The organism is Bacteroides faecichinchillae JCM 17102 (assembly GCF_000614145.1).
Lineage (GTDB): Bacteria > Bacteroidota > Bacteroidia > Bacteroidales > Bacteroidaceae > Bacteroides > Bacteroides faecichinchillae.
Map to the genome: position 1 here is coordinate 1 of NZ_BAKK01000026.1, position 16,397 is coordinate 16,397.

Below are 16,397 nucleotides of genomic sequence, written 5' to 3' on the forward strand. Positions count from 1 at the left end.
AGATATGAAACGATCATATAATTTTAAACATAGCAGGATCATATGGAAGATTGTGCTGTTACTGATTATGTATTGTAATTGTGTTGTAGTAGAGGTTTCTGCTCAATATAGCATAGAGAATTCATTTTCAGATTATTCTAAGTATATATCTGAGGTTATGGATATTAGTTGGAAACGGTCAAAGACTTTTGTTTGGGAAAGGTCAACGGTTATTTTATCTCAAGGAAAAAGGGGACGAGGTATGGGGGCTGTTTATAGTGGGATGCTGCAGTCAAAAGATGGAAATTGTCTTATATTGTATCCCAACATGAATTTTATGTTGGTTGACAATAAAGAGGTCCCGTGGAAATGGACGGGTGATCCTGTTTTACCTCGAAATCAAATGTTGGATGATCTGCATTGTGCTTTAAAACCAGGTATGGATTCAGATACTATATCGATAGTTTGGGAAAAGTATGTCACTACGTATATAGGAAAAGATACTCCTTTTAATGCAGATACTGTATTTGTATCTCAGATTCCGTTAGAAAATCTTTATCAAGGAAAGTATATGTATTGTACAGGAATTTATGCTTGTAAATGGGGAAGACCGTCTATGATATTTAAATGCTTTTTTACGGAAGAAGGAAAAATGAATGAAGAAAAGTACCTTTCTAAATTTTATAAAGCAGTAAAGTATCGTCGAAATGATAATTGGTCTTATGATAATGAAAAAGCTCAGATGTTACAATATGAACTATATTTAAAGTCTGTGAGATAGTTATGAACAATATAATTTTGTTTTTATTAGTAATATAGAAAGGTGTATTTTTATTGTGAAACGATTATCAATGCTAAGTTATATGTTATTGGTTTGTGTTATATGAATAAATAATTTTTAATAAATATTGTTTTAATAATTAAATAGATTAAAAATATCAAAAAGAATACACGTAAATATTTTTAGGGATTACGCTAATATTATCCGGTATTAACAAAAGAGGAGATGCGTCGTTATGTAGGTAGAAATTCAGATACCCGTTGGCGGAATTAAATTAGCGCATATTTGACTCTTCCAATCGTTTTTTCATTTTTGTAGTAAATATCTTGGAGGATTGTCATTGCCTAATCTTCCCGATGATTCGGGTGAACAATCCTTCTGTTTCTTTCGCATAATTATGTATAATCATAACCTGGTCACACAGCTGCGAGAATAAATTCTCTATCCTTTTTCTTGTTCTGGCAAAGGGAGAGAATGTTGATTTCCATTAGAAAGGAGCTGGAGCTCTTATACGTTTGGTAAACGATCTACTGAAAGAGGCTTCCGAAAATTTGCCTTTGTGGAGTATAGATCCATTATAGACTATTCATGGAACTCTTATTCTAGGCGCTTTTTTCGAGTTTCATATGTAAATCAGAGGTGGGAGTTTACAAACTATCTGAATATACCTTTACGTTGACGATTAATAATGACGGAATAGGAAGATTAGAAGAATAAATCTTCCAATTCCGTTTGTTTTGCAAAATCATAAAGTGTTGTTTTTCGTAACATGCAGAAGCTATTCCAAGCATTCATGATGGCATTGTAATATCTTTGCATTGCATTATATTGCTCTTGTTGAGCGGAAGCCAGTTCATAAACAGATACTTTGCCGGAATGGAACTTTTGTGCTAACAAAGCATATTGTTCCTGAGACAGTTGGTAACTTTTAGTGGCAACGAACCATAAATTCATATTATGATTGTAATCTTCTACTATGTCTTGTATGTCATTGTCAAAATTAGCTTCAGCTTGGTCTATTTCTATCATGCTGTGTTGATAGTTATTTTTTGCCATACGTATTTTGTTACGGTTGATGCCCCATTGAAAGATTGGTATTTGTATTCCTATCATAATTCCTTGTGTATAATCCGGTTTTCTGTAAGCATTTAGAAAATGGTCGGAATATTGGTTTAAACCATAACTTAAGTTAAGGTTACCATTGAAACGGTTATTTAGTTTGGCAGTAAATAATGTTTGTTCAGCCTTTAGCCTTTTTTCTTCTTGTGTTAAAGCAAAGGGACTGTTGTGCCATGCATAAAAGATAGCTAGCTTTTCATCTATTTTCAGTGGTAAATCAAATTCCGGTGTCTGTATTTCCACTTCCTTATCCATCCATTCTGATTTATTGAGAAAGGTTATAAGTTCTCTTAGGGCTTTCTGATAACTTTTGGTAGAACTTTCATAAGCATACTGATTGTTAAGTTGTTGCAACTCCATTTGGTGATATTCGTACTCTGTGAAATAACCATTGTCGAGTAATGCTTTACTGGCAGTAAGGAGAGTATCTGATATTTGGAGATTCTTATAGGATAGTTCAGTAGAAAGTTTGCTTGAAAACAGACTCATAAACAGATTTACCGCTTGTGTCTGAACATTTGCAATCTCTGAGCAATATTGCTTTATTGAATTATTGAGTTGTGCATATTGTATATCCCGTTGTTTCTTGTAGTTATAAAATCCTCCGACAAAAGGCTGTGAATAATTGATGTATAGCGGATTCGTACCAAAGCGATCTCTATGGTTGGAAAATTCACGTAGGTAGTTCAAACGGGAGCTAACACTCAGTTCTCCACCTATAATACCAATCTTTTGTCGGATAGCAATCTCTGTGCTACTACTGTTGGTATAGTCTTCCACATAAGAGTAGTTTCCACTTTCAGCGTTCTGCATTAATTTCTGAGAACGGTTAAAGTTCACAGGGTTTAATGAAAAAGCAATGGAAGGTAGAAATTGTTTCTTGTAGTTATCAAATGCTAATAATGTATTTTCATAAGATAACTTTATTTTTTTTGCTGACGGTGAAGATAAGCACCATTCATTCAATACTTGCTCTAAAGAAATTTGAAATGGCTGTCCATGTAAAAAAGCGGGAACAAATATAAGCCATGCGATTATCCATTTACGGTTCATAGGAACATTTTATTTATTATTTTAGATAGAAGGATCGTTTATATTCTATGGATTGATAGAATTATTCTGATTGTGAAGAAACCAGGTTATAATATTCTCCTTTTCTTTCCATCAGATTGTCATGATTGCCAATTTCTACAATTCTTCCTTGATGCAGAACAACAATCTGGTCCGCATGGCGTATGGTACTTAATCTGTGTGCTACAACGATTACGGTTCTGTTTTTAAATGCGGAATTTAATGCTTCAACAATTTTCTTTTCATTGATGACATCCAGTGAATTTGTGGCTTCATCCAAAAAGAGGAAATCAGGGTCACGATATAAAGCACGTGCTATTAATAATCTTTGTTTTTGTCCTCCGCTCAATCCCCGGCCTTTTTCTCCAATGAAAGTATCAAAACCTTTTGGCATGCCGTTTATTTCGTCTTCGATCTGAGCCATTTTACATGCTTCATGTAAGCGGTCATAATTGATATGTTCGTCATCCAGTACTATATTGGCAAGAATTGTGTCGCTGAATAGTTTACCATCCTGCATCACTACTCCACACATATTGCGCCATGTACGTAAGTTAATACTCGATACGTTCATATTTCCCATTTTTATATCTCCGTAAGTCGGTTTATACAGTCTTACTAATAATTTTAATAAGGTGGATTTTCCACTACCACTTCCGCCGACGATGGCGGTCACTTTGTTCTGTGGGATAGTCAGGAATATATTGGAAAGTACTAAAGGTGAGTTGGGGCTATATTGAAAAATAATGTTTGATAGTGTAATATCCCGACTTTCCGGTAAAATGGAAGTAGCTCCAATGGATAATAACTCTTCTTCATCTTTCAATTGTCTAATTTCATTCATACGTAAGAAACTGATTTTTGCGTATTGAGCGGATACCACGAAGCCGATAAACTGAACCAATGGACCGTTTAGCATGCCGATAATAAACTGTGTGGATATCATGACACCGAAAGTGATTTCTCCTTTAATGACAGCACTGGCACAAAAAAACACAATGCCCATGTTTTTTATATTCTCAATAAACTGTGCTCCAAGGTTTTGCATATTAGTAACATTAAGTACTCTTTTATTGACCTTGTATAGTCTGGCTTGTATTTCTTCCCATTTCCATCTTCTGTGTTTTTCGTAGTTGTATATTTTAATGTCCTGAATGGCAGATACCGTTTCAACCCAATAACTTTGATCTTGAGAGATTAGTTCGAAGTATTCCCAATCCAGCCTTTTTCGGATACGGAGGAAAAGAAGTACCCAAGCTGCATACAGTATTGATCCGGAAAGGAAAATATAAAATATGATGGGATTATAAATTAGCAGAATGACACTGAAAACAATAAAAGTAAGTGTGGAGAATACCAGTGACAAAGAATTATTCATGATAAAGCTTCGGATACGTTCGTGGTCACGAGCACGTTGCAATATGTCTCCTAATAGTTTATTCTCAAAGAAGGTAACCGGAAGTTTCATCAGTTTAATCAAATAATCAGATATAAGAGCAATATTTACCCGTGAGGTGATGTGCAGTAATATCCAGTCACGTATTACATTGAATATTGTGATACTTAATAGGATACATATATTGCCTATCAATACCATGTTGATGAAGTTGATATCAGTTGTTTTAATACCCACATCAATCACAGCTTTTGAAATAAAAGGGAGAATACCTTGGAGCAGTGTAGCTACAAGCATGATAAAAAATATGGTTGCAAAACTATTCTTATAAGGTATAAAATAACGTAGGATGCTTATAAAACTATTTTTTTCCAGTTCTTTTTCGATACTACTTCGTTGAAAATCAATTGTAGGTTCTATTGCTAAAAGTACGCCAATAGATTCTCCCTTTGGATACCATCCCGCCCGGAATTCCTCATGTGTGTATTTTACCCTTCCTTTTGCAGGGTCGGATACCCAAATGTATTTTTTATTGGCATGATAAACTACAATAAAATGGGATTCTTTCCAAAAAATGATAGCCGGGAAAGGGACTTGATTTACTACATCACTCAGTGTACATTTAATAGCTAATGTACGAAGTCCGATACTTTCGGCACCGGTACTTAAATCTAGTAATGATACGCCTTGATTAGTTATCCCACATCGGTCTCTAAGATACTGTAATGAATAAAATCTTCCAAAGTGTTTGGCTACAATTTTAAGGCAAGCCGGACCGCAATCTTGCATATCCATTTGATAATCAACCGGAAATCTGTGTAATATCATTGTGTGTTATGATTTATGTATTATAATTAGAAGTTTTATTGTTCGGCATTTGCCTTTAAATTATCAAATAACCTTTCTATTAGTTTTTTGGGCTTTGTTATAATCTCAGCAGTTCCTTGTGATTCGAAGTCGAGGTCGAGAGTCTTGTTGAAATTAGTTTGTAAGCCATTGGGGAAAGTGATAAGTACACGATATACACTCCCTTCATTGGTAACTCCAGTTGTTGATTGTTTGATTTTATTGGACAGCCGAGAAATTGAACTGACTTTTCCCTTAATGAGCCCATATTCCATATAGGGATAATTGTTCACTTTTACGTTGGCTGTTTGACCGACTTTTACTTTACCGATGCCGAATGATGGAACTATTACTTCACCTATGACATCATTTTGATTTGGAAGTACAGAAAATAGTTCTTGTCCACTTTGTATAAAATAGTTTTCTCTCCAAAACCCTAAATATTCTACTTGTCCATCTATAGGACTTATTTGGAGGTATTGTTTTTTCCAGGCATGAATGATATTTATCAATTGAGACTTATTAGCTGACAACTCTTCTTTTAATCTGTCCAGGTTTTCCTGCTCTTCTAATATGTATTGTTGTATTTGTTGGTTATTTCTTTTGATCTGTGCCATATAAGATAGTTTGTTGTTGTGTAAGTCTTTGTATGTTGCTTGTAAGTCATAAAAGGAACTTCTTTGGCGGTCGTATGTTTGCTTACTGAGTGCTTTGGCATGAGTCAGTATACTGTCTTTGTCTAGCAGTTCCTCTTCGATATTCAATTTATTTCCTTTTAATGCTATTTCTTTATTAAGATTCTCAATGATATTTGCATTAATTTCATTTTGTTGCAAGAGACTGTTACGCATTGTCTGATAAATGTCAGAGTGTATCATCCGGTAGTATCTTGAATGGGTAATGACAAATGAATTGAAGGCTGAACTAATTTCTCCCAATAAAAGTCCGGTTATTATAGGGAAATTTTCCAATTCTTGATCATTATACCTCTTTAATAATGAATCTAAGAACAATACATCTTTATAATTTGCTTGATTATCAAGGTAGGCTACCACTGTACCTTCACTTACAGTGGTTTTGTTATTAACAAGTAAATGCAATTTTCCAGAAGTATTAGCTACTAATCTGACGGGGGCTAACCGTGCAGTGATGGAAATTTGTCCGTCTACAGTTTCCGGATATTTTATAATAAATCCTAATGTAACTATTGCACCCGCAAGTAATAGCGTAAGTATGATAGCGTAAGTTGCACTTCTGGTCGGCATCCTGTCTATAATTGCTTGTACTTCTTCGTTACGTTGTACCTTTTCCTCTACTGTATTGTCTTTCATAGTTTTTATAATAGTTTTGCTGTACAAAGAAAGTACTTTTTAATGTAAAAAACAATAATATCAATAAATATAACATTCTATTTTTTATTTTCTTGCTTATTATATTTTTATTGTTTATCTTTGTTCCCAAGATTATTAACCTTAATAAATCTAATATGAACACGCATTTTTCTATAATAATGCCTACTTATAATCAAGCTTCTTTTATAAGAAGGGCAATATCCAGTATATATAACCAGACGTATAAAAATTGGGAGCTGATCATTGTAAATGATGGATGTACCGATGAAACAGAACTGTATATTAGTGATTTTCTAAATGATGATCGTATTGTATATATTAAGAATGAAAGTAATCAGGGACTGGGGCACGCCCTTAATCAGGGACTTGAGGCAGCTAAACATGACTTGATTGCTTACTTGCCATCTGATGACTATTATTATGAGAACCATCTGGAATCTGTTTATAAAAAATTTGAGGAGAATAATAATATATTTCTTGTATATACAGGAATGAAATTTGATTCTACTGATACATTATATTATACGAATTCTACAGAAAGTAAAGGATTAAGGAAAAACTATTGTTTGCAATTGGTCCAGACTGCTCACAGAAATACGAATAAACGTTGGGTGGAAAGAAAAGAATGGGTGAGTGAAGATTTATTTGCTATGTTTTGGTATAAGTTGACATCTCTTGGAAGTTTCGATATGACGAATGAAATTACTTGTTATTGGACTTCTCATCCTGCCCAGCGTCATCGCTTAATCGGTGAAAAATATGGTGGAGGTTTAAATAAATACAGAAGTCATTATCAGGTGAAGTCTCCGGTTAAAATGCGAGTGTCCAAATATAAATTTGTTGATGAAGAAAAATTATATGCTGATTTTAGAATGGAGTGTCCTCTTTGTGAGTCTCCTTTAAAAATATTGATATTAGGGGAGCTGGCATATAATCCGGAACGTATTTATGCCTTGGAACAGGCCGGGCATAAACTTTACGGACTTTGGATTCCCAATCCGGTGTTTTGTTTTTCTACTGTAGGACCTTTGCCTTTTGGTCATGTGGAAGATATACCTTTCGAAAACTGGAAAGAAAAAATTCAAGAAATAAGACCTGATGTTATTTATGGAATGCTGAATTTTGGCGCAGTTCATTTGGCTTATGATGTAATGAAGTCGTTTCCGGATATTCCATTTGTTTGGCATTTTAAGGAAGGTCCATCTATATGTCTTCGGCAAGGTATGTGGGATAAATTAATATATTTATACACTCATGCTGCGGGAAAGATATTTTTGAATGATACAGTGAAAGCTTGGTTTGAACAGTACTTACCACCCACTAAGAGTTTATCATTTATTATGGATGGTGATTTACCTAAAGGAGATTACTTTAAGAATGATTTTTCTCCTAAATTGTCGGTGCAGGATGGGGCGGTACATACAGTAGTAACTGGAAGGATGATTGGAATATCGGGAGATGATTTGGTATTCTTGGCACAAAATAATATACATGTCCATTTGTATACAGAAAATTATCACAATAATCGTGAAAAAGAGAATCTTCATCGGCTTCGAATGGCTCCAAAGCATTTTCATGTTCATGACCATGTTTCTGCAGATAATTGGACTAAGGAGTTGTCACAATATGATGCCGGATGGTTGCATTGTTTACAAAGTCATAACAATGGTGATTTGTTGAAAGCGTCTTGGGACGATTTGAATATTCCGGCTCGAATCAGTACATATGCAGCGGCGGGATTGCCTGTAATTTTGCGTGATAATTCTGGTCATATTGTAGCTACGCAAGAACTTGTAAAAGCATTGCGTGTCGGTATTCTTTTTGATAATTATTTGAAATTGTGCTCCCAATTGAAGAATGAGATTATGATGAAAGAATTGACAGATAATATGTGTGAATGTAGAAGGGTGTTTAGTTTTGATTATCATGTTCCTCATCTTATTCAATTGTTCAAACATATTATAGAAACTCAAAATGCACAAACTTTATGAATAAAATACTACTTCAGACAGCAAATACCATTGTCGCTAATCTGGCGAATACGGAACAAGTAGGGTTGTTCGATGGGAAAATAGGAGTATGTCTTTTTTTGTATAGATATGCCCGATATTCGGGTAACGGAATATATGAGAACATAGCTTCCAATCTGTTAGATGAGATTTTTGGTCAGTTGAAGCCTGATTTGTCTCCTAGTGCTATAGACGGGGTTGCCGGTATCGGATTGGGTTTAACTAATCTTATAAAAGAGGGATTTCTGGAAGTTGATCCAAGAGAATCTGTATTTCATTATGTTGATGAAGCTCTTTTTCGTGATGTAAGGTCTCCATTAATGAAAGAAATAAATTTCCCGGTTCCCTTATTTTCTTCGGGAATGTATTTACTTTCTCGGATGTCCTGGCGAATGGATGATATAGATAATGTTTGGATTGCCGGTATGATTGAGAATTCACGTTTGATAATAGCAAGTGGCATTAATAATAAACGGAAGTTAAAACTTTCTCTATTGAATTCTATGTTGTATGTGCTTTGTGGTTTTTATGAAAGACTTGAAGTGAATAAAGTAGGAATTAGAACGTTGTTAAATGACATTTTAAATCTTTGTGTTCAGAGCATTGACGGACAGAATTATCAGGATATTGATATCATATTACTCAAACAAACCATAAAGAAACTTCCTGAGGAATTGAAAGTGACCGGTGGACCGGTCTTGGAGAAGATAGATTGTTTGGATTGTTTTGTGGATATGAATACATTGGACGTGTGGTATGATAATGCATGGTGGGGAATATTGTATAATGTGCCTATTCTAGAAGAATTATCCTTCGACGATATAAAAATGTATATAGATAAAAAGATTCAAGGTTCTTTTTATGATATATCAATGATTAATAGTAAATTATCTTCGGCTGGATTATGGTTAATGTCAAAGTAAAAATAGATATGTGTAATTGTATTAATTAAAAATGATCTTATGAAAAAGATTACTCGTGCAAATTTTGAAGGGTTGCGTCAACGTTACCCTGTTTTAAACAAAGAAGAGATGCGTCGTTATGTGGGTGGTAACTCTACCACTCTATACGATGATAGTGATTTGGCACTTTTAAATGTTTATACTTTAGATATAGACATGGATGCTTGTTCGGCTGTTGGAAGTGACAAGGATGATGAAATGGAAGAAGATGTTTGGACATCGGATTTGGGAATTTGCGCATTCTCTGCAGGTGACTATGGCTTTGGTGGTTATAGCTTTTATGGTAACTCTGATGGTAGTTATGGCTATGAGGGGGGACGGCTGGGATGTTGATTATGGGTATCTTGATGAGGTGGTTATCTATGGAAATAAGCCTAATAATGACTATGGTTACTATGGTGGTAGTGCTTATCCCGGGTGGGGCGATGGATATGGAGATGGAGATGGTTATTGGGGAGAGTATTCGTATTCATATGTAATGGATGGGTACTATGGATATGGTGAAGTTGTTGGACCAACTGATTGTGTTGCACAAACTCTTGCTGCTATTCTTGGTAAAGATGCTAATGAGATTGATGCATGGATAAGAAGTCAATATGGACCAAATGGGGTTCCTGGAGATAAATATTATGAAGTGTTAAGTCATTACCTCAATGGTAGTCCCACACCTATTCCTCCTTTTCATTACCAGTATGGAGTTCATCCTCAATTAATAGCTTCCGTAAAAACTTCAAATGGCAATGGACATTCTGTTATTATTATGGAAATTAAGGGTACTGATGTTACTTATTTGGATCCCCAGAATAACAACAGTATTGGTACTTGCAATACTCTCGATATTACCCATTTGTATAGGGTAGATGGAAAGAAATAAATTTGGTAATTCTGGACCATTTGCAAGTATTAAGATAAAAAATGTGTTTAATAATAATTGGTTTTATAAAGCTTAAATGAACTTATGAAAGTATGTAGATTTATATTTCTATTTGTGTTTTGCTTTAATTTCATGGAGATAGAAGTTTTTGCTCAATATGATGTGATGAATTCTTTTTCTGATTATTCTGCTTATTTATCAAAAGTCGCGGATATATCATGTAAAAAACCAAAAGACTTTATTTGGGAAAAGTTAGAAACATCATATAAAACACAGAGTAATTGGGAACAAAAATCGTTTGTTTCCTTTTATGGTGGTAAAATGCAATCAAAAGATGGAGACTGTCTTATATTGTATTCCAACCTTACAGCTGCTTTTTTGAATAAAGCAGAATGTGGTTGCACTTTTATTCGAAGACAGATGGCTTATGATATGAAGAAAGTTTCAGATGAGGCATATCCTTCTGATTTAAGATATTCTAATATAGGAGATAATGTAATTAAAATTACAGATAAGAATGTGCCATTTAATGCTGATACGGTTTTTATAGTACAGTTACCTATTAAAAAGCCTTATTTAGGAAAATACAAATACAGTATGGGAATATATGCTTGTAAATCAGGTCGAGTACCTATAAGTTTTAAATGCTATTTTACTGATAAAGGGGAAATGGAAAAAAGAAAGTTTCTCTCAAAATTTTATAAAACAATAAAGTACCGTAATAATGATAATTGGTCTTATGATTCAGAAAAAATGATGAAAGTACTACACGAGTTGTATCTTAAATCGAAGAAATAGTATGATGCAATATGATTGATTTACTGTGTATATATTAATGTATGCTGTTGGATTAGATCGATGTCTATACTAGAATCATTGGTATAATTATAATGCTTACTTCTTTCATACTAATAATGAAATTATATGAGGTGGTTGAAGTTTATGTAGCTATATCTGTTTTTCTTTAAGAGCGTGTTAGAATTCCCCAAGGTATAAAAAGACCCTTGTTATAGATATCTGTAGCAGGGGTCATTTTGCTGAGAAAAGAGTTTTGATTCATCTCTCTTTATATTATAATGTACTTTATTAAATATTTCCTTAAAATCACAATTTATAATGAAACAAATACCTAAAATTATTCATCAGCTTTGGTCGGACAAAGAGAGACCCTTACCGGAACATTTTCTTAAAATGGCGGATACTTGGAAGTATGATTATTCGGATTGGCAATATATTTATTGGAACGACCATAGGATGAGCTCATTTATATTGGAACATTTTCCGGAATATTTGGATATTTATAATCGTTTTCCTTATAATATACAGCGTTGGGATGCTATCCGGTATTTGATACTCTATGAAATGGGTGGTATGTATGTAGATTTCGATTTCGAATCTTTAAAGCCTATGGATGGATTTCTGTCTGATAAACAGTGCTGCTTTCCACAAGAACCAATATCTCATTGTGGAATTTTTAGGCGGGGATTTATCATTAATAACTCGTTGATGGCATGTGTTCCTAAACATATTTATGTGAAGAAAATTATTGACAAGGTTTTTTCAGAGGAGAATTTGAAACTCTCGTTTACTGCTCGTAATAAGGATGTTGTGTTTGACACAACAGGGCAGTGGGTATTGGTAAATGCTTATGAAAGCTTGTCTGAAGAGGAGAGGAAGGATGTTTATCTTATTTCCCCTTTATATATCAATCCTTTTGATCTTCCTCTTGCGAATATAGCCAAAAAAGGGTGTTGGGATAAACGTCTTGAAGATAGTATAAAAGATGCCTATGCTATACATTATTATTTTGGTAGTTGGAATGATTAACGTGCTTTATAAGTATGAATAAACAATTATTTAAAATTGCTGATATAGTAACTGCCCATTTACAAGATATGAAAAGTATCGGATTGACTGAGGGAAAAATGGGATTGGTTTTGTTTTATTATGAATTTTCTAGATATTTGTCTCTTGAAATAGACAATCATTTGGCGAATAATTTATTGGATGAGGTTTTGAGTAAAGCTGGAAAAGTAGGTAATAATGGTATTGAGCTAGGGCTTGCTGGGATTGGCTGTGGAATAAATTATCTTATTCGTAATGAGTTTGTGGAAGTAACTGAGGATGCTCTTATTGATTTGGAGTACAACCTTTTTTCCGGGGAATCTGTGGATTTTGGCATTAACTTTTCTATGTTATCTCCTGCTGTTTATCTTTTGTCGAAATATGGAGGTAAGGAGATGTTGGGAAATTATGATGTTTATGTGTTAACTCTTTTGAATACATGTAGATATTATTGTTTAAGTATTTATGACAATAAAAAGAAGCCTTTGGATCTGATAAATTCCATGTTATACTTTCTTCTTGAGTTGAAAAAACAAAATGTTCATGTATGGGAAGCTGATAAACTTATCTGGAAAATTTTAACTTATTTGTTGGATTATAAAGATATTGAAAAAGATATATATGGTGATACTGTTATTCTTTTTAATCTGTTGCATCAGATGCCTGATACTACTCCTTTGAAAAAAGAGGTTATGGCTAGATTGAGTAATTTAGAAGATAAAGATTGGAGTATCGAAGCTTATAGAAAAATATTATGGCAACAAATTCTTTTTTCTCAATGGAGTGATAACGCTATCATTCCGGAAGTTGACAAACTTTTGTATCTTATAGATAATGAGATACAAGATTTAAAAGGTATTTGGGTTCCATTAGGTATATACTTGATGAATATGAATAAATTCAAGAAAGTCTAGTATGAAGAAGTATGATTATTTAATAGTTGGTAGCGGATTATATGGTTCGATTGTTGCACACGAATTGACTGCAAAAGGGAAATTATGTATTGTAATTGATAAACGTAGTCATATTGGGGGTAATATCTATACTGAGAAAATGAAAGATATTACAGTTCATAAGTATGGAGCTCATATCTTCCATACTAATAATAAAGTGGTATGGGATTACTTGAATTCGTTTGCAGAGTTTAATAGATATACCAATTCTCCGTTAGCAAATTATAAAGGTGAACTGTATAATTTGCCTTTTAATATGAATACATTTTATCGGATGTGGGGAGTGAAGACGCCTACCGAGGCTTTAGAGAAAATAGAATCTCAGAAGAGAGAATCGGGTATTGGTGTTCCATCTAATTTAGAAGAACAAGCTATATCTCTTGTGGGAAAGGATATTTATGAAAAGTTGATAAAAGGATATACGGAAAAACAATGGGGAAAGAAGGCTGTTGATCTTCCGGCTTTTATCATTCGGCGTTTACCGGTGCGTTTTACTTTTGATAACAACTATTTTGATGATAGATATCAGGGAATTCCAATAGGAGGATATACTCCTATCATTGAAAAGATGTTGTCGGGAAGTGAGGTTGTATTGGATACTGATTATTTTTCTGATAAAGAATATTTGGATAGTTTAGCAGATACGGTGGTTTATACAGGAGAGATTGATCGGTATTTCGATTATTGTTATGGTGCTTTGGAATATCGCAGTTTGCGATTTGAAACGACTGTGTTAGAGAATCAATCTAATTTTCAAGGTAACGCGGTAGTTAATTATACCGATTCGGAAACTCCTTATACCCGGATTATTGAACATAAACATTTTGAATTCGGTCGTCAGCCGGTTACTGTGATTACTAAAGAGTATCCTTTGACATTTCAATTAGGTGATGAACCTTATTATCCCGTTAATAATGATGAGAATAATGCTCTTTATGAGAAATATAGTGAGTTATCACGACAACAGATAAACGTGTATTTTGGCGGGAGACTGGCTGAATATAAATATTATAATATGGATCAGGTTATTGAACATGCATTGTGTCTAGTAACTTTATTGGAACTTAAAAAATAGTATTTTATAGGGAGTATGTAACCTTTATCGTTTGTTTCTAGTAACAATTCAAGTCGTTTAATTTTCATTCTTATCGTACAAATCAATGCCTATAGGGAGATTTGAGCTTAAGTTTATCATAAGTTTTTAGGTATTGATGTTCTCCATTTCTTTTATGAACTTTGTGAAAGTATAAAGTGTTCTTAATAGAATGAGACAATTAAAGTGTTCTATTAGAAAAAGAAAGGAGAACAAATGAAAAAAATTGTATTGCTTCGTCATGGAGAAAGTGTATGGAACAAGGAAAACCGTTTTACGGGGTGGACTGATGTAGACCTAACCGAAAAAGGAATTGAAGAAGCCAATAAAGCGGGAATTACTCTCAGAGAATATGGTTTCAATTTTGATAAAGCTTATACTTCTTATTTGAAACGTGCGGTGAAAACACTGAACTGTGTGTTGGACGAGATGGATTTGGATTGGATTCCGGTAGAAAAGAGCTGGCGATTGAATGAAAAGCATTATGGGGACCTTCAAGGATTAAATAAAGCAGAAACAGCGGAAAAGTATGGTGAAGAACAAGTCTTGATTTGGCGCCGTAGTTATGATATTGCTCCCAATCCGTTATCGGAGAGTGATCTAAGGAATCCACGCTTTGATTATCGTTATCACAAAGTGCCGGATACAGAGTTACCTCGTACGGAATCTCTGAAAGATACGATAGATCGTATTATGCCTTATTGGGAATCGGATATATTTCCTAATTTAAAAACGGCAAATACTTTATTAGTGGTTGCACATGGTAATAGTTTGCGAGGGATTATCAAACATCTGAAGCATATATCTGATGAGGATATTGTAAAACTGAATTTGCCTACAGCTATTCCGTATGTTTTTGAGTTTGATGAGAACCTGAAAGTCGCAAATGATTACTTTCTGGGAAATCCGGAAGAAATAAAAAAACTGATGGAAGCTGTAGCCAATCAGGGAAAGAAAAAATAGCATATAAGATATTTTGCCTAAACTAAATTATTTTTATTATGAGTAAAATTATAGATTTACTGGGTAACAAGGCCAGTTATTATTTGGATCATACTTGCAAGACTATTGATAAGTCGTTAATTCATGTTCCTTCTCCGGATACAGTTGATAAAATCTGGATTAATTCTGATAGGAATACGAGAGTATTAAATAGTCTTCAAACTATTTTAGGACATGGACGGTTGGCGAACACCGGTTATGTATCTATTTTGCCTGTCGATCAGGATATAGAACATACTGCAGGGGCTTCTTTTGCTCCCAATCCGATTTATTTTGATCCTGAAAATATAGTAAAATTAGCTATTGAAGGAGGTTGTAATGCTGTGGCTTCTACCTTCGGTATTTTAGGAGCTGTGGCTCGAAAATATGCGCATAAAATACCTTTTGTGGTAAAACTGAATCATAATGAGTTATTGTCTTATCCAAATACTTATGATCAAGTTCTTTTCGGAACAGTAAAAGAAGCTTGGAATATGGGTGCTGTAGCAGTGGGGGCTACAATTTATTTTGGCTCCGAACAGAGTCGTCGTCAATTGGTGGAAATCGCTGAGGCTTTTGAACATGCTCATGAGTTGGGGATGGCAACTATTCTGTGGTGTTATTTGCGTAATAGTGACTTTAAAAAAGACGGAGTTGATTATCATTCTGCAGCTGACCTTACGGGACAGGCCGATCGTCTGGGAGTTACTATCAAAGCTGATATTGTGAAACAAAAACTTCCGACTAATAACGGTGGATTTAAAGTTCTTAATTTCGGTAAGGTAGATGAACGAATGTATACGGAATTGGCTTCCGATCATCCAATTGACCTTTGTCGTTATCAGGTAGCGAATGGATATATGGGACGTGTCGGACTGATTAACTCTGGTGGAGAATCCCATGGAGCTTCTGATTTACGAGATGCTGTTATAACTGCTGTAGTAAATAAACGTGCAGGGGGTATGGGATTGATTAGTGGACGTAAAGCTTTCCAGAAGCAGATGAATAAGGGAGTGGAATTGTTGAATGCTATTCAGGATGTATATCTTGATCCGGCAATTACTATTGCTTGATTTTTAGAAAACTATTAATCCTTCGTTAATGGCGAAGAAAGGTATTTAAAGAGTTTAAAATCA

14 protein-coding genes and 1 pseudogene are annotated in these 16,397 nt (G+C 34.2%); 11 read left to right on the forward strand and 4 right to left on the reverse strand.

Annotated features, from left to right (window positions below; all coding sequences use genetic code 11):
* The coding region (locus JCM17102_RS23830; protein WP_033886852.1) for a hypothetical protein at window positions 1-760 on the forward strand (760 nt) is incomplete at its 5' end.
* Window positions 761-1,029: 269 nt separating this feature from the next.
* Here JCM17102_RS23830 and JCM17102_RS29780 read toward each other — a convergent pair.
* The 4 genes and pseudogenes from JCM17102_RS29780 to JCM17102_RS13265 all read right to left on the reverse strand — a co-directional run.
* Window positions 1,030-1,247, reverse strand: a pseudogene (locus JCM17102_RS29780) (IS982 family transposase); the annotation flags it as partial.
* Window positions 1,248-1,465: 218 nt separating this feature from the next.
* A complete protein-coding gene (locus JCM17102_RS13255) occupies window positions 1,466-2,932 on the reverse strand; it encodes a TolC family protein (RefSeq protein WP_025075481.1) in 1,467 nt (488 codons plus the stop codon).
* 61 nt (window positions 2,933-2,993) lie between these two features.
* A complete protein-coding gene (locus JCM17102_RS13260) occupies window positions 2,994-5,174 on the reverse strand; it encodes a peptidase domain-containing ABC transporter (RefSeq protein ID WP_025075482.1) in 2,181 nt (726 codons plus the stop codon).
* Between the two features lie 35 nt (window positions 5,175-5,209).
* The gene (locus JCM17102_RS13265; RefSeq protein ID WP_025075483.1) at window positions 5,210-6,523 is read right to left on the reverse strand and encodes an HlyD family secretion protein; all 1,314 of its coding nucleotides are present in this window, start codon (window positions 6,521-6,523) and stop codon (window positions 5,210-5,212) included.
* Window positions 6,524-6,678: 155 nt separating this feature from the next.
* Here JCM17102_RS13265 and JCM17102_RS13270 point away from each other — a divergent pair, with 155 nt between their 5' ends.
* The 10 genes from JCM17102_RS13270 to JCM17102_RS13320 all read left to right on the forward strand — a co-directional run bounded on the left by JCM17102_RS13270 (window position 6,679) and on the right by JCM17102_RS13320 (window position 16,334).
* Window positions 6,679-8,535, forward strand: coding sequence for a glycosyltransferase family 2 protein (locus JCM17102_RS13270; RefSeq protein ID WP_025075484.1), 1,857 nt, complete (start codon window positions 6,679-6,681; stop codon window positions 8,533-8,535).
* Window positions 8,532-9,476 (forward strand): hypothetical protein, encoded by a 945-nt coding sequence (locus JCM17102_RS29055; RefSeq protein WP_025075485.1) that lies wholly within the window; start codon window positions 8,532-8,534, stop codon window positions 9,474-9,476. Before JCM17102_RS13270 ends, JCM17102_RS29055 begins: the two co-directional genes overlap by 4 nt.
* A 39-nt stretch (window positions 9,477-9,515) precedes the next feature.
* Window positions 9,516-9,848, forward strand: coding sequence for a TIGR04149 family rSAM-modified RiPP (locus JCM17102_RS13280; RefSeq protein WP_025075486.1), 333 nt, complete (start codon window positions 9,516-9,518; stop codon window positions 9,846-9,848).
* Window positions 9,817-10,389, forward strand: coding sequence for a hypothetical protein (locus JCM17102_RS13285; RefSeq protein WP_159106334.1), 573 nt, complete (start codon window positions 9,817-9,819; stop codon window positions 10,387-10,389). Before JCM17102_RS13280 ends, JCM17102_RS13285 begins: the two co-directional genes overlap by 32 nt.
* Window positions 10,390-10,521: 132 nt before the next feature.
* On the forward strand, window positions 10,522-11,187 hold the full coding sequence (locus tag JCM17102_RS13295) for a hypothetical protein (RefSeq protein ID WP_025075488.1): 666 nt from the start codon (window positions 10,522-10,524) through the stop codon (window positions 11,185-11,187).
* Between the two features lie 318 nt (window positions 11,188-11,505).
* Window positions 11,506-12,216, forward strand: a complete 711-nt coding sequence (locus JCM17102_RS13300) for a glycosyltransferase family 32 protein (protein WP_033886856.1) — start codon at window positions 11,506-11,508, stop codon at window positions 12,214-12,216.
* Window positions 12,217-12,230: 14 nt separating this feature from the next.
* Window positions 12,231-13,148 (forward strand): glycoside hydrolase family protein, encoded by a 918-nt coding sequence (locus tag JCM17102_RS29060; protein ID WP_025075490.1) that lies wholly within the window; start codon window positions 12,231-12,233, stop codon window positions 13,146-13,148.
* A 1-nt stretch (window position 13,149) separates the two neighbouring features.
* Window positions 13,150-14,262, forward strand: a complete 1,113-nt coding sequence (glf, locus tag JCM17102_RS13310; protein ID WP_025075491.1) for a UDP-galactopyranose mutase — start codon at window positions 13,150-13,152, stop codon at window positions 14,260-14,262.
* 234 nt (window positions 14,263-14,496) lie between these two features.
* On the forward strand, window positions 14,497-15,243 hold the full coding sequence (gene gpmA, locus JCM17102_RS13315) for a 2,3-diphosphoglycerate-dependent phosphoglycerate mutase (RefSeq protein ID WP_025075492.1): 747 nt from the start codon (window positions 14,497-14,499) through the stop codon (window positions 15,241-15,243).
* A gap of 38 nt (window positions 15,244-15,281) precedes the next feature.
* The gene (locus JCM17102_RS13320) at window positions 15,282-16,334 is read left to right on the forward strand and encodes a class I fructose-bisphosphate aldolase (protein WP_025075493.1); all 1,053 of its coding nucleotides are present in this window, start codon (window positions 15,282-15,284) and stop codon (window positions 16,332-16,334) included.
* Window positions 16,335-16,397: the final 63 nt, after the last annotated feature.